Genomic DNA, 14527 nt, shown 5'->3' on the forward strand with positions numbered 1-14527 from the left:
CTCAAAGATGCAATATATTGCACCTCGACTAAGATGGCCCGGTGCAATATGCAACAAAATGCAGATGCGACTGTGTTTAAGATCATATGAATACCAAGTAATGCTGGTCACCTTCCGACATCATTTTGTAAAAACCCATCGCTATACAGGACGGCCCGCTTATAACAAAAGGCCGTCCGTCCATGACCTTCCCGCCTCAGCGCTTGTCCCTCGCCGCCGTTCTGCTGATCACCGCCGGCACCGCCCACGGCAAGACCGTGCAGATCGACACTGCCACTACTGCCGCGCAAACCCTTGGCGGCAGTGACACGCTGACGATCTCGGCACCGGGCAGCATCACCAACAGCGGCAAGGCGGTGAGCCTGAAGGACGGCACCAGCGGCGCCGGTGTGGTGATCGATAACGCCGGGAAAATCGTTTCCAGCGGTGGCCGGGCCATCGACAGCAGTGGTGACCTGACCCAGGCGCGCAATTACCAGATCTACAACCGCAGCGGCGGGCAGATTCTCGGCGCCAATGACGCTTTGCGTATCGACAGCAACTTCGTCAGCGGCAGTCTGTTGATCGACAACAGCGGCGTGATTCGCTCGACCAGCGGTCAAGGCCTGGACCTCGATGCGCTGCGCAGCGACGGGGTCAAAACCACCCTCATCAACCGCGCTGGCGGACTGATTCGTGGCGATGCCAGCGACGGCATGAAGACCGGCGCCAACGCGACGATTACCAACTACGGTGAGATCTCCACCGGCGACTCGCACAACGCCGATGAGAAGTTCGATGGCATCGACATCGACTCGGCCAGCGGTGTCAGCGTGACCAACTACGGGGTGATTTCCGGCGGCCGCCATGGCATCACCACCGACCTCGGTGCGACGCTGGTCAACTATGGGCAGATCACCGGCCGCAATGGTTCCGGATTCGGTTCCGACGGCGATGGTACGGTGATCAACCACGGCACCATCACCGGTGCTTACTCAGGCTTGCAGGCGAACGGTGACGGTGATGGCGTGGACATCGACAAGATCGCCCACATCGAAAACTACGCCACCATTCAGGGCGTCGGTGCGGGAGGCGTGGACAAGGGTGGATTCACCAACGGCAGTGAAGGCATCGCCCTCGGCGGCGGCTACATTCTCAACGCGAGCAACGCACTGATCAGCGGCGCCAACAGCGCGATTCTGGTGGACGACGGCAGCGGTGGTTCGGGGCTGGCAGCCACTACTCTGGAGAACTACGGCACCATTCAAGGCCTCGACGGCTTCGGCGTGAAGTTCGTCGGCGAATTCGCCGACAACGTGATCAACGGCGGCACCATCAGCGGCAGCAACGGCCTGGCACTCGACCTCGGTGGCGGCAACGACAGCCTGACCCTGCGTAACGGCAGTCGCTTCGTCGGCGTGGTCGATGGCGGCAGCGGGTACGACCGGGTGGTGATGGACGATGCGGCGGGCGGCAACTTCGGCGCCAGCCGCAATTTCGAATGGCTGGAGGTCAGGCAAGGTGCGTGGACACTCACCGGCAGCGGCGATTTCAGCGATGGCGGCGCGGTGCGCAATGGCGCGACCCTGATCAACCAGGGCGGCATTGCCGGCAGCCTGACCGTAGACGCCGGCGGTGTGTATGCCGGTGGCGGCTCGGTGGGCAATCTCAACGTCAACGGCACGCTGCGTACCGACACCGGCCTCGGTCGCGCAACCATCGTCCATGACTTGAATATGGGCAGCGGATCGACCCTCGTCTACGGCGTCAACGCCGATGGCAGCAGCGCCCCGGTTCAGGTCGGCGGCACCGCCAGCCTCAATGGTGCGACCCTGGCGGTGAACCCCGGCAGCGGCACTTATCCGTGGCAGAGCCATTACACCGTGCTGCAAGCCGCCAACGTCAACGGCACCTTCGGCAACGTCACCAGCCACTACGCGTTCCTCACGCCGACGCTGGCCTATACGCCGACACAAGTCGACCTGACCTACACCCGCAATGACGTGGCCTTCAATCAGTTCGCGGCGACCGGCAACGGCAGCAACGCGGCCAACAGCCTGGCCACGATGGGCAAGAACAACGCGCTGTACAACGCCTTGCTCAACACCACCCAAAGCACGGCCGGCGCGGCGATCGAACAACTGGCCGGCGCCAGCAACGCCAATCTGACCAGCGCCACGCTCGGCGCCAGCAGTCAGGTGGGTAACAGCATGCTTTCGGCTATGCAACAAATGGGCGGCAGCCCGGGGTTGATGGTTGGCCTTGATCAACGCGACACCCCGGTGCTGGCGGCCAACGGCGTACCCTCGGAAGCGCGCAATCTGAATGACCCGAACGCGCGCGGACGCCTGTGGCTGCAAGCCATCGGCGGCTACGGCAAGCTCGACGGCGAGCACGGCAACAGCGGCCTGGAGCAACGCACCAAGGGCAGCGTACTGGGTGCCGACTGGGCACTGAATCCGCAGTGGCGCCTCGGCGTACTCGGCGGTTATTCGAAGACTGATCTGGACGCGACCGGCGTCGATGGCAACGTCGAGAGCTGGCACGCCGGCGTCTACGCACTGCGCCAGAGCGGCCCGTACTCCCTGCGCCTCGGCGCCGCCTACAGTGGCCATCAGGGCGAAAGCCAACGCACGGTGGCGTTCAATGGTTTCAGTGATCGGCCCAAAGGCGATTACGACGCCGACAGCCAGCAAGCCTTCGCCGAACTCGGCTATGCCATGGGCAGCGGTCGCCTCAGCGCCGAGCCGTTCGCCAGCGTCGGCTACCAGCGCTACCACCGCGACCGTTACCAGGAAAAGGGTGGCGCCGCCGCACTCGACGTCGACAACCAGACCCAGGACAACTTCAGCAGCACCTTCGGCCTGCGCCTGGCGCACCTTAATAGCCTGGACAACGGCATGAGCCTGACCCCGCGCATGGCCGCTGGCTGGAAGCACACCTACGGCGATGTCAGCAGCTCGACGCGTCAGGCATTCGTGGTCGGCGGCAGCGCATTCAATGTCGATGGCAGTTCGCTGGACCGCGACAGTCTGGTGCTCGAAGCCGGACTGGATCTGGGGATTTCCGCCCGGCATACACTGGGCGTCGGCTACAGCGGCGAGATCGGCAACAACAGCCGCAACCATGGGTTGATCGGGCAGTGGCAGATGAGTTTCTGATTATTGCCAGCGGGTAGCGTCGACAATTTGCATAGGAAAAGGCGTCGCTCAATCGGGGCTAATTCTTCCGATTTCCTGGCGCCGCCGTTTTTCCGCAAAACGTACTGACTTCGCCCGGCAACACCGTGGGAAGTAGCTGACATCGGCCCCACGGGCCGCCATCCTAGAGTTCGGTCTCCTGTCAAAAGAGGCCGCACTTGATGCCCGTTCAACACCAATACCGACCCCAAAAACTGGCGCTGGCGATTGCGCTGACGCTCGGCTGCGCCCAACTCGCTCAGGCACAGCAACCGCCTGATCTGACACCGTCAGCCGAAACGCTGGTCGAGACCATTGAGCAGTTTATTAACGCTGAGACCACGGTCAAACATCCTCCCCACAAAGAAAAAGTCCCCGCAACAAACGGTGTGTCTCTGCACTTAGATGAGCGCAATGACCTCGTCACCCTGCAGACCCGGGGCAGCTTTGCCGGGCAGGTGGATGCCGGGGGCGGCAGCAACGTCCTGCAACTGGACGCCACCAAGGGAACCTTGGGCGAAACCAGAAATTTTGCTGGCCTGGAGGTAACGAGAGGTAAATGGCTACGTACCGGCGCTGAAGATTTCAACCTCGGCGTAGTGGTTCGAGCCAAAGCCCAATTGACCAACGAAGGGAGCATTGCGGGGCACGCGTCGACCCAGGGCATTCTCATCAACAAAGGACAAATCAAGGGTGATGCCATTGTTCTCGCGGGTGGCGACCTGACCAACCGAGGATTCATTGGCGGCAACGTCAGCGTCCATGAAAAAGGCCATTTCGCCGGTAGCGGAACCGTGGGCGGGTTGGACGTGCAAGGGCGCTTTAGCGTGGATCAGGTGTATGGCGTACCTATAATCGAAAAAGACCTGAACCTGTCCCCTACCGCAGAGCTGTTGTACGCCGTCGATGCCTCCGCTGCGAGTCCGACCATAGCGGTCAAGGGAACGGCTAATCTGGGCGGTGCGACCCTCAAGCTGCTCGGTGCCGGCGACTTCCCGCAAAGCAGTCAGCACACGATTTTAAATGCCGCAAAAGTCGTGGGGGAGTTTGGTACGGTCGAGAACAATTTGGCCTATATGACACCAACGCTGCAGTACGAGCAGCAAAGCGTGGGTTTGACCTACACCCGCAATGGCACGCCGCTGGAAAATCTGGCGACCAACGAAAATGCACAGGCGCTTGGCGAAAGCATCGAAGAAAAAACCTCGACACCGCCAGAACCTCAGCAACCTCAGCAACCTCAGCAACCTCAGCAACCTCAGCAACCTCAGCAACCTCAGCAACCTCAGCAACCTCAGCAACCTCAGCAACCTCAGCAACCTCAGCAACCTCAGCAACCTCAGCAACCTCAAAAGCCTGAGGCACTTCGTCAACCAAGCAAAGCCATGGGCGATGCCCCACCTCAAAATGCCGCCGTCACTGCTCTGCTTGGCGCTAGCAAGCCGACGGCCAGCGTGGCCCTCGACCAACTCGCCGCCGGCAGCAACGCCAATCTCGCCAAAGCCACACTGAGCAGCGTCAATCCGGTCAGCGCCAGCATGCTCTCGGCGATGCATCAACTGGACAACCGTAATGCTGCGCAGGGATCGGGGAATGCGCCGCGTCTGGCGGCTGGCAGCGAAGGCAACGGGCGGGTCTGGCTGCAAGCGCTGGGGCACGGCGGCAAGGTCGATCGTGACGCCGACAGTGTCCTGAAGCATTCCACCCAAGGTCTGGTACTGGGTGCCGACTGGCGACTCGACGAGCAATGGCATGTCGGCCTGATGGGCGCGAAAGCGCAAACCCGCTTCGACGCCCGACACTTCGACGGCGATCTCGACAGTTGGCACCTCGGCGCCTACGCGCTGCGGCAGGACGGCCCGTTCGCCCTGCGCCTGGGGGCCTCGTACGGCCATCATGACGGCAACGGCAAACGTCGCGTCGACTTCAATGGTTTCAGTGATCGGCTCAAGAGCAGCTATGACGCCAGCACCCAGCAGGTCTTTGCCGAAGTCGGCTACAACCTCGGTCGTGGCAACGTCAGCATCGAACCGTTCGCCAGCGTCGGCTATCAACGCTATCAGCGTGACGGCTACACCGAGAAAGGTGGCGATGCGGCACTCAAGGTTCACGGGCAAACACGGGCGAATCCGAGCAGCACCCTCGGCCTGCGCATGGCGAACACCAGCCACCTGTCCAATGGCATGCAGCTGACGCCGCGCCTGAGCGCGAGCGTAAAACACACCTACGGTGAGCTCGACAACGAAACGCGCCAGCAACTGGTCAGGGGTGGCAAAAGCTTTGAAGTCACCGGAGCCGAGATGGATCGCAACAGCTTTACGCTGGATGCGGGTGTGGATCTGACTCTGTCCGCCCGCAACACCTTGGGCATTGGCCTCACTGGCGAGGCCGGCAACGACAGCCGCAGTTACGGCGTGACAGGCCAGTGGCGAATGGCGTTCTGACACAACGCGCTTGTGTAGGAGCTGCCGCAGGCTGCGATCTTTTGACTTTGCTCTTGAAGATCAAAAGATCGCAGCCTGCGGCAGCTCCTACAGAGGACGGTAAATTGCAGGCAAAAAAAGGGGAGCACATGCCCCCCCGAGGTTTAAAGCGTTGGATCGCGGCAGTTATCTCAGCCTTCGATCTCGATCAGGATTTCACCCGGATTCACTCGGTCGCCCTTGGCAACGTGAATGGCCGTGACCTTGCCGGCAATCGCCGCCTGGACTTCGGTTTCCATCTTCATCGCTTCGGTGATCAACACAGCCTGGCCGGCCTTGACGGTGTCGCCCTCCTTGACCAGCACATCGACGATGTTGCCCGGCATGGTGGTGCTGACGTGGCCCGGCGCAGACGCCTGTTTACGCTTGCTGCTGCCACCGCTGACGAACTCGTTGAGCGGTTCGAACACCACTTCTTCCGGCATGCCGTCGATGGACAGGTAGAAGTGACGCTTGCCTTCGGCCTTCACGCCAACCCCAGTGATGTCGACGCGGTAGGTTTCGCCGTGGACGTCGATGACGAACTCGGTCGGTACGCCTTCGCCACCCGCTGAGGCGACCTTGCCGGCTTCAGGAATCGGCAACAGCACTTCCGGGGTCAGGGTGCCGGCGGCACGCTCTTCGAGGAACTTGCGCCCGATGTCCGGGAACATGGCGAAAGTCAGCACGTCTTCTTCGGACTTGGCCAGTGCGCCGATGTCGGCACGCAGCTTGGTCATTTCCGGCTTGAGCAGATCGGCCGGACGTACGTCGATCACCTCTTCGCTGCCGATGGCCTGACGACGCAACTTCTCGTTGACCACGCCCGGCGCCTTGCCGTAGCCGCCTTGCAGGTACAGCTTCACTTCGTTGGTGATGGTCTTGTAGCGCTCGCCGGCCAGCACGTTGAAGAACGCCTGGGTGCCGACGATCTGCGAAGTCGGCGTCACCAGTGGCGGGAAACCAAGGTCTTCACGCACCCGCGGGATTTCCGCCAGCACCTCGCCCATTCGGTTCAGCGCGCCCTGCTCTTTCAACTGGTTGGCGAGGTTGGAGATCATCCCGCCCGGCACCTGGTTGACTTGCACGCGGGTATCGACGGCGGTGAACTCGCTTTCGAACTGGTGGTACTTCTTGCGCACGGCGTAGAAGTACAGACCGATCTCCTGCAGCAGTTCCAGGTTCAGACCGGTGTCGTATTCGGTGCCTTTAAGCGCTGCGACCATCGACTCAGTGCCCGGATGGCTGGTGCCCGAGGCGAAGCTGGAGATCGCGGTGTCGATGTGGTCGGCACCGTTTTCAATGGCCTTCAATTGGCACATCGCCGCCAGACCCGCCGTGTCATGCGAATGGATGAACACCGGCAGCGACTGCTCGGCTTTCAACGCACGGACCAGTTCACCGGTGGCGTATGGGGTCAGCAGACCGGCCATGTCCTTGATCGCGACCGAGTCGCAGCCCATGGCTTCCATCTGCTTGGCTTGCGCCACAAACGCGTCGATGGTGTGCACCGGGCTGGTGGTGTAGGCGATGGTGCCCTGGGCGTGTTTGCCCGCAGCCTTCACCGCTTCGATGGCTACGCGCAGGTTACGCACGTCGTTCATCGCGTCGAAGATGCGGAACACATCGATGCCGTTGACCGCGGCCTTGGCAACAAAGGCTTTGACCACGTCATCGCTGTAGTGGCGGTAGCCCAGCAGGTTCTGCCCGCGCAGGAGCATTTGCAGACGGGTGTTAGGCAGCGCGGCGCGCAGTTGGCGCAGGCGTTCCCACGGATCTTCTTTGAGGAAACGTACGCAGGCGTCGAACGTCGCGCCGCCCCAGCATTCCAGCGACCAGTAGCCGACTTTGTCGAGCTTGTCGCAGATCGGCAGCATGTCTTCGGTGCGCATGCGGGTGGCGAGCAGCGATTGGTGGGCGTCGCGCAGGATGGTGTCGGTTACGAAAATTTTCTTGGTCATTGTTGTATTCCTCACAGGCCTGCGTGGGCGGCGATGGCGGCGGCGATGGCCAGGGCCAGCTCTTCGGGTTTGCGCTTGATCGAGTAGTTGGTCAGTTCCGGGTGGCTTTCAACGAAGCTGGTATTGAACTGGCCGCTACGGAATTCCGGATTGCGCAGGATTTCCTGGTAGTACGCGGCGGTGGTTTTCACGCCTTGCAGACGCATGTCGTCGAGGGCGCGCAGGCCCCGATCCATGGCCTCTTCCCAGGTCAACGCCCAGACCACCAGTTTCAGGCACATCGAATCGTAGAACGGCGGAATGGTGTACCCGGTGTAGATCGCTGTGTCGGTACGCACGCCGGGGCCGCCGGGGGCGTAGTAGCGGGTGATCTTGCCGAAGCTCGGCAGGAAGTTGTTTTTCGGGTCTTCGGCGTTGATGCGGAACTGCAACGCGAAACCACGGTGCTGGATGTCTTCCTGCTTAACCGACAGCGGCAGGCCGGAGGCGATGCGGATCTGCTCACGAACAATGTCGATCCCGGTGATTTCTTCGGTGATGGTGTGCTCCACCTGCACCCGGGTGTTCATCTCCATGAAATACACCTCGCCCTCGGCGAGCAGGAACTCCACGGTGCCGGCGTTCTCGTAACCCACGGCCTTGGCTGCGCGCACCGACAGGTCGCCGATGTAGGCGCGCTGTTCCGGGGTCAGTTGCGGGCTCGGGGCGATCTCGATCAGCTTCTGGTTGCGGCGCTGGATCGAGCAGTCACGCTCGAACAGGTGCACCACGTTGCCGAAGCTGTCGCCGAGGATCTGCGCTTCGATGTGCTTGGGATTGACGATGCATTTTTCCAGGAACACTTCCGCCGAACCGAACGCTTTGGTCGCTTCGGAGATCACCCGGGGGAAGTTCTGTTCGAGTTCTTCGCGGCTGTTGCAGCGACGAATGCCGCGCCCGCCACCACCGGAGGTGGCCTTGAGCATCACCGGATAACCGATGCGGTCGCCCTCGGTCAGGGCTTCTTCGATACCCGACACGTTGCCTTCAGTGCCCGGGGTGACCGGCACACCGGCCTTGATCATGCTGCGGCGGGCTTCGGTCTTGTCGCCCATGCGGCGAATGACTTCTGCCGACGGGCCGATGAATTTGATTCCGCGTTCGGCGCAGATGTCTGCCAACTCGGCATTTTCCGAGAGAAAGCCGTAACCGGGGTGCAATGCATCGCAACCGGTTTCCACCGCCAGATTCACCAGCTTGCGCGGGTTGAGGTAACCGGCCAGTGGCTCGGCACCGATGCTGTGGGCTTCGTCCGCACGCTTCACATGCAAGGCATGGCGGTCAGCGTCGGAAAAAATCGCTACCGAGCGAATGCCCATCTCGGCGCAGGCCCGCACGATTCGTACGGCAATCTCACCACGGTTGGCGATCAGGATCTTTTTTATCACTTGGAAATTCCCTTGAGCCGGTGGCACCACGACCTGCTAGACCCAGGTCGACGCGTGACCAAATGTTTCAATCTGGTCGCGACCCCACACTAGCCCTCGCAAGGGATTAACAAAAATGAATTAAAATTGGGTCAGGCATAAGCAAAGACTTATAGTTAAACCATCAGCCTGCCGTCAGAGCCCATAAAAAATGCGTAAGTCCTTGATGCGTATGACATTACGCCAATTGCAGATCTTCAACGAAGTGTGTGATTTACGTTCCTACAGCCGCGCCGCCGATGAAATGTCTCTCACACAACCGGCCGTCAGCCTACAGATTCGTCAGCTTGAAGAGCTGATCGGCCAGCCATTATTCGATTATGTCGGCAAAAAACTCTACATGACCGAGGCTGCCGAGGCCCTGCAGCGTGCCAGCCGGGACATCTTCGGGCGCCTGGAAAACCTCGATATGCAGCTCTCGGACATGCAGGGCTCGCTGCAGGGCCAGCTGAAACTGGCAGTGGAATCCAGCGCCAAATACTTCGTGCCGCACCTATTCGCCGCCTTCAAGCGCCAGCACCCGGAAGTGAACCTGCAACTGACCGTGGTCAACCGCGGCCAGGTGATTCGTCGTCTTTCGGACAACCGCGACGACCTGGTGATCATGTCGATGGTGCCGCAGGACATGGGCCTGGAATTTCTGCCGTTCCTGAACAATCCGATTGTCGCTGTGGCGCGCCCGGATCATCCGTTGGCGCACATGGGGCCGCTGCGTTTGCAGGATCTCGAGCCTTACACGTTGCTGATCCGCGAACCGGGTTCGGGCACACGACTGGCCTGCGAGGAATACTTCAAAGAGAAACGCGTGCACTTCACCCAGACTCAGGAAGTGGCCTCGGCCGAAGCCCAGCGCGAATGCGTGGTGGCGGGTCTGGGCCTGGCGCTGTTGACGCGCCACGCCCTGAACCTGGAGCTGGCAACCGGCGGCCTGGTCGAGCTGCCGGTCGAAGAGTTGCCGCTGTTTCGCAGTTGGTGCCTGGTGCAAGCCAAGGCCAAACGGCTGTCACCGGTGGCGCACGCCTTCCTGGCGTTTATCCGCAGCGAACGCGTGCAGATCAGCGCGCTGGTTGAGCGCTTCGACGGGAAGCTGCCGGTGCTGCCTGCCAGTAGTTGAGTTCGATGTCCTCGGGAAAATCGTTGATTTCGCTCTGAAGCTGACGGAGTTCGAAGCGATCTTCGATGGCGCGACGGAATTCCATGCGGCGCTGGTCTTCCTGTTGACGACGGGTTTTCGCGGCGCTGTTGCGTTCTTCGTAGGGCTGAGCCATTTCGAGTCTCCCAAGGCGAGTACGGGAGTTTCACGATAGGCGTAGGGGATGACGGTTTGGCTGCGCGGGGATGACAGTGCGATGAAACTTTGCCGATTGCGTTTCATTGTGGCGAGGGAGCTTGCTCCCGCTGGACTGCGAAGCAGGCCCGGCCTTTCAGGGCCGCTGCGCGCCCCATCGGGAGCAAGCTCCCTCGCCACAAAAGCAGGCTTCAGTCATCCAGCGCTTTTGCAGCTTTCGGGGACAGCCGCAAGCTGCGCAGACTGCGCTTCACGCTCTTCAGGTGATTGACCAGGCTCGGCCCGCGCGCCATGGCCACGCCCATGGCCAGCACGTCGATCACCACCAGATGGGCGATGCGCGAGGTCAGCGGCGTATAGATTTCGGTGTCTTCGTGCACATCGATCGCCAGGTTGACGGTCGACAGCTCGGCCAGCGGTGTCTGGCTCGGGCACAGGGTGATCAACGATGCGCCGCTCTCGCGAACCAGGTTGGCGGTGATCAGCAGATCCTTGGAGCGCCCGGACTGGGAAATGCAGATCGCCACGTCGGTCGGCTTCAGCGTCACCGCCGACATCGCTTGCATGTGCGGGTCGGAATACGCCGCCGCGGTCAGCAGCAAACGGAAGAACTTGTGCTGCGCATCCGCCGCCACCGCGCCCGACGCACCAAAGCCGTAGAACTCGACACGCTGCGCCTGAGACATCAGCGTCACCGCGCGCTGCAATTCCACCGGATCGAGCTTCTCGCGAACCTCCATCAAGGTATGCAACGTGGTGTCGAAAATTTTCAGACTGTAGTCGGCGACCGAGTCGTCTTCATGGATCGCGAACTGACCGAAACTGGCACCGGCGGCCAGGCTTTGCGCCAGTTTGAGCTTGAGATCCTGAAACCCGGAGCAGCCGATGGCCCGGCAGAAACGCACGATGGTCGGCTCGCTGATGCCGACGCTGTGAGCCAGGTCGGCCATGGAACTGTGCATCACGGCCGCAGGGTCAAGCAGCACGTGGTCGGCGACCTTGAGCTCCGACTTGCGTAACAGGTGACGTGACTGGGCGATGTGTTGCAGCAGATTCAAGGGGCTGGACTCTTCTTATGGGCAAGGATGTAGCACGCTTGTAGTTATACTACATGAATTGGCTTTTTGCCTGCTCAATGCGTAACTCCATGTCCCCGTATCAGGCGCGATGGACTGCATGTAGCCCTTAAAACGAATTTCCCTGTTCGCGCAAAAGCCCGGCCAGACGCTCGGCCTCCACTGGACGACTGATCAGATACCCCTGCACCTCGTCGCAGCGTTCAGCACGTAAAAAATCCAGCTGCTCCTGCCGCTCGACACCTTCGGCGACCACTTTCAACGACAGCCCGTGAGCCATGGCGATGATCGCCCGAGTGATCGCCGCATCCTCGCTGCCCTGCCCCAATCCGCGAATGAATGCCTGATCGATCTTCACGTAATCCACCGGAATCCGTTTGAGGTAACTCAGCGACGAATAGCCGGTGCCGAAATCGTCGATTGCCAGCTTCACCCCCAGATCGCGCAACTGCTGGAAGGTCGCGATGATGTGTTCGACGCTGTCGAGCAACTGGCTCTCAGTGAGTTCCAGTTCGAGGTAGTGCGGCGCCAGCCCGGTTTCCTCCAGCACCTGGCGCACCAGACTGACCAGTTTGCCCTGACGCAGTTGATGCACCGACAGGTTCACCGATACCCGAATCGGCGCCAGCCCCTGGCGCTGCCATTCGCACGCCTGCCAGCAGGCCTGGCGCAGCACGAATTCGCCGATCGGGCCGATCAGTCCGGTTTCCTCGGCCAGACCGATGAAGTCCCCCGGCGGCACCCGGCCCATGCTTGGGTGATCCCAGCGCACCAGCGCTTCCGCCGCATTCAGGCGCCCGGTCTGCAGGCACAGCTTCGGCTGGTAGAACACCTTGAGCTGCTTGTCCTCGATGGCTTTGCGCAACTGGTTCTCCAGTTGCAGACGCTCAAGGGTGCTGGCTTGCAGGCTGTCGGTGTAAAACTGGAAATTGTTGCCGCCCAGATGCTTGGCGTGTTGCATCGCCATGTTCGATTGACTGACCAGCGCGGAAATCTCCCGGGCGTTGTCCGGCAGCATGCTGATGCCCATCGAGGCACTGACCACCAGTTCATGCCCTTCGATCGTCAACGGCAGACGCAGCTTGCTCGACAGACGCGTGGCGACCCGCGCCAGGCTCGACAGGTTGCCGTAGGCATCGAACAGCACGGCAAATTCGTCGCCGGAGAGCCGCGCGATGGTGTCGGCCTCCGGCAACGCATTGACCAGCCGTCGTGCCATTTTCTGCAATAGCTGATCCGCCACCTCGTGACCGAGGCTGTCGTTGAGCAGCTTGAAACGATCCAGATTGATGTGCAGCAGCGCCAGACTGCGGCGCCCGCCCTGCCGCACGCGCTGGTGGGCTTCGTGCAGGCGTTCGCGGAACAGCGAGCGATTGGCCAGCCCGGTCAGCTCATCGTAGTGCGTCAGGAAGCGCATGCGCTCTTCGGATTCGCGCCGCGCCGAAAGATCGGCGAAGAAGCCGACGATATGGCTGACATTTCCCCGACTGTCGCGCACCGCGTTGAGTTGCAGCCACTGCGGATACAGCTCGCCGTTCTTGCGGGTTTCGACCAGTTCGCCCTGCCAGCTGCCGTGCTGCTCCAGTGCGTGACGGATCGAGACGTAATGCCGCCGCGCATCACGACTGCACGGCAGCTCGACGACATTGCGCCCGAGCATGTCGTCGATGTCATAACCGGTGACACGACTGAACGCCTGATTGATCGCGATCAGCGCGTAGTTCGGATCGAGAATGACGATGCCTTCGCTGGCCGCTTCGAACACCGTGGCCGCCAGTCGCTGCTGTTCTTCAAGACTTTTGCTCGCGCTGATGTCGCGCCGGGTACCGACCATGCGGATCACCCGCCCACTGTCACTGCGCTCCACGGCGCGACCGCGGTCCTCGATCCACACCCAATGGCCGTCGCCGTGACGCACGCGGTATTCGATCTGATAGTCCTCGGTGCGCCCTTTCAGGTGTTCGATCAGCGCCTGCTTGAGCGACGGCACGTCCTCGGGGTGCAGGCGGGGCTTGAGGTCGCGCAGGATCGCCGTGACGTACTCCGGCGCGAGGCCGAACAGTTCCTGGATCTGCGTGTGATGGACTTCGTCGGTTTGCAGGTTCCAGTCCCACAACCCCAGCTCACTGGCCTTTAACGCCAAGGCCAGACGGGCTTCGCTTTTGATGAGTGCCTGGCTGGCCACATCCAGTTCACGGCTGCGCAGGGCCACGCGATCTTCCAGTTCGACCTGAGCCTCGCGCAACTGGCCCTCGGCGCAGCGCCGCTGTTCGATCTCTTTGCCCAGTTCCTGGTTGAGCTGTTCGCTGCGGCTCTGTGCCCGCTGCAAGTGTTCGATGAGGTGTTGGTTCTGAAAGCGCCGCAGCAGGCCGCGATCAATCAGCCGATTGACCTGCCACGCCACTACGCTGAGCGAGCCCAGCAGGATCAGCCCGAGCCAGCCCCAACCGCGCGCCAGTTCATCGCCGCCCCAGAACAGGTAACCGATCGCCGGCAGCAGGCACGGCAAGGTGAAGGAAAGAAACGCCGGCAGACTGACCGCGTAGGCAACACTGGCCGACAACGTCGCAGCACCGATCAGGCCGAAGACCCAGGCCTGCTGCATGAAATTGTCGGCGGGCACCAACGCAATACCGGCCCCGGCGAGCGTCAGGCCGGTCATGGTCGAACCGAGCAGGAACATGCGGAACCAGATCGGCTGAGCCTGACGATCGGGGATTGCCGAATCGAAGGCCGCGACCTGAATCACCCGCAGCGCCACCAGCGACAGCAGCCAGACCAGCCAGATGCTGACCACGAAATAGCGCTGCGGGCTCCAGAGCAAACCGGCGCAGACCAGACCATTGATCAACATGAAGAGTGTGGGCAGCAATGAGCCCTGATAAAGCAGACGCGTGCGTTCGACCGCCATCTCGGTGGCGTAGTGTTTGCGGATAACCCGGGGTTCCACAGAGGGGCCCGACAGTTCGGAGCTGAGGGTCATGGGCAACGTTCTTGTTCTTATTAGGACGGGCATGCGCCCGAAATGTGCACGGAGCATACACAAGCCGTTCCAGTTGCCAAACTGCTCCAGATCATAATTTCAGCGAAACTTTTCGCCCCCGCAGCGCCGACAA

The 14527-nt window shown here is 61.4% G+C and carries 8 protein-coding genes; 3 read left to right on the forward strand and 5 right to left on the reverse strand.

Going from position 1 to position 14527, the window contains the following annotated elements:
* Positions 1-182 precede the first annotated feature (182 nt).
* Entirely contained in the window at positions 183-3140 is a 2958-nt protein-coding gene (locus AC27VU_RS02330; RefSeq protein WP_488723323.1) for an autotransporter outer membrane beta-barrel domain-containing protein, read from the forward strand.
* A gap of 200 nt (positions 3141-3340) precedes the next feature.
* Positions 3341-5602 (forward strand): autotransporter outer membrane beta-barrel domain-containing protein, encoded by a 2262-nt coding sequence (locus tag AC27VU_RS02335; protein ID WP_488723324.1) that lies wholly within the window; start codon positions 3341-3343, stop codon positions 5600-5602.
* Positions 5603-5772: 170 nt separating this feature from the next.
* On the opposite strand, the gene oadA is transcribed toward AC27VU_RS02335, so the two are convergent.
* Positions 5773-7581 (reverse strand): sodium-extruding oxaloacetate decarboxylase subunit alpha, encoded by a 1809-nt coding sequence (gene oadA, locus AC27VU_RS02340; RefSeq protein ID WP_103484036.1) that lies wholly within the window; start codon positions 7579-7581, stop codon positions 5773-5775.
* Positions 7582-7592: 11 nt separating this feature from the next.
* Positions 7593-9008 carry an acetyl-CoA carboxylase biotin carboxylase subunit gene (locus tag AC27VU_RS02345; protein WP_027610345.1) on the reverse strand — a complete coding sequence of 472 codons (1416 nt, stop codon included), beginning with the start codon at positions 9006-9008 and terminating at the stop codon, positions 7593-7595.
* 190 nt (positions 9009-9198) lie between these two features.
* On the opposite strand from AC27VU_RS02345, the gene AC27VU_RS02350 reads away from it, so the two are divergent.
* Positions 9199-10161, forward strand: a complete 963-nt coding sequence (locus tag AC27VU_RS02350; RefSeq protein ID WP_045122685.1) for a LysR family transcriptional regulator — start codon at positions 9199-9201, stop codon at positions 10159-10161.
* On the opposite strand, the gene AC27VU_RS02355 is transcribed toward AC27VU_RS02350, so the two are convergent.
* The 3 genes from AC27VU_RS02355 to AC27VU_RS02365 form a co-directional block, all read right to left on the reverse strand.
* Positions 10103-10315 carry a PA3496 family putative envelope integrity protein gene (locus AC27VU_RS02355; protein WP_003229681.1) on the reverse strand — a complete coding sequence of 71 codons (213 nt, stop codon included), beginning with the start codon at positions 10313-10315 and terminating at the stop codon, positions 10103-10105. The genes AC27VU_RS02350 and AC27VU_RS02355 overlap by 59 nt on opposite strands.
* Before the next feature lie 211 nt (positions 10316-10526).
* A complete protein-coding gene (gene hexR / locus AC27VU_RS02360; RefSeq protein ID WP_007912071.1) occupies positions 10527-11393 on the reverse strand; it encodes a transcriptional regulator HexR in 867 nt (288 codons plus the stop codon).
* Between the two features lie 127 nt (positions 11394-11520).
* Positions 11521-14394 carry a putative bifunctional diguanylate cyclase/phosphodiesterase gene (locus tag AC27VU_RS02365; RefSeq protein ID WP_488723325.1) on the reverse strand — a complete coding sequence of 958 codons (2874 nt, stop codon included), beginning with the start codon at positions 14392-14394 and terminating at the stop codon, positions 11521-11523.
* Between the last annotated feature and the right edge of the window lie 133 nt (positions 14395-14527).

It is taken from the genome of Pseudomonas sp. 14P5.3.2, from assembly GCF_057799175.1.

Bases quoted from the DNA above. Each gene is read 5' to 3' on its own strand.
- AC27VU_RS02350 (WP_045122685.1), top strand. From the start codon at position 9,199: ATGCGTAAGTCCTTGATGCGTATGACATTACGCCAATTGCAGATCTTC.
- oadA (WP_103484036.1), bottom strand. From the start codon at position 7,581: ATGACCAAGAAAATTTTCGTAACCGACACCATCCTGCGCGACGCCCAC.
- AC27VU_RS02355 (WP_003229681.1), bottom strand. From the start codon at position 10,315: ATGGCTCAGCCCTACGAAGAACGCAACAGCGCCGCGAAAACCCGTCGT.
- AC27VU_RS02330 (WP_488723323.1), top strand. From the start codon at position 183: ATGACCTTCCCGCCTCAGCGCTTGTCCCTCGCCGCCGTTCTGCTGATC.
- AC27VU_RS02335 (WP_488723324.1), top strand. From the start codon at position 3,341: ATGCCCGTTCAACACCAATACCGACCCCAAAAACTGGCGCTGGCGATT.
- AC27VU_RS02365 (WP_488723325.1), bottom strand. From the start codon at position 14,394: ATGACCCTCAGCTCCGAACTGTCGGGCCCCTCTGTGGAACCCCGGGTT.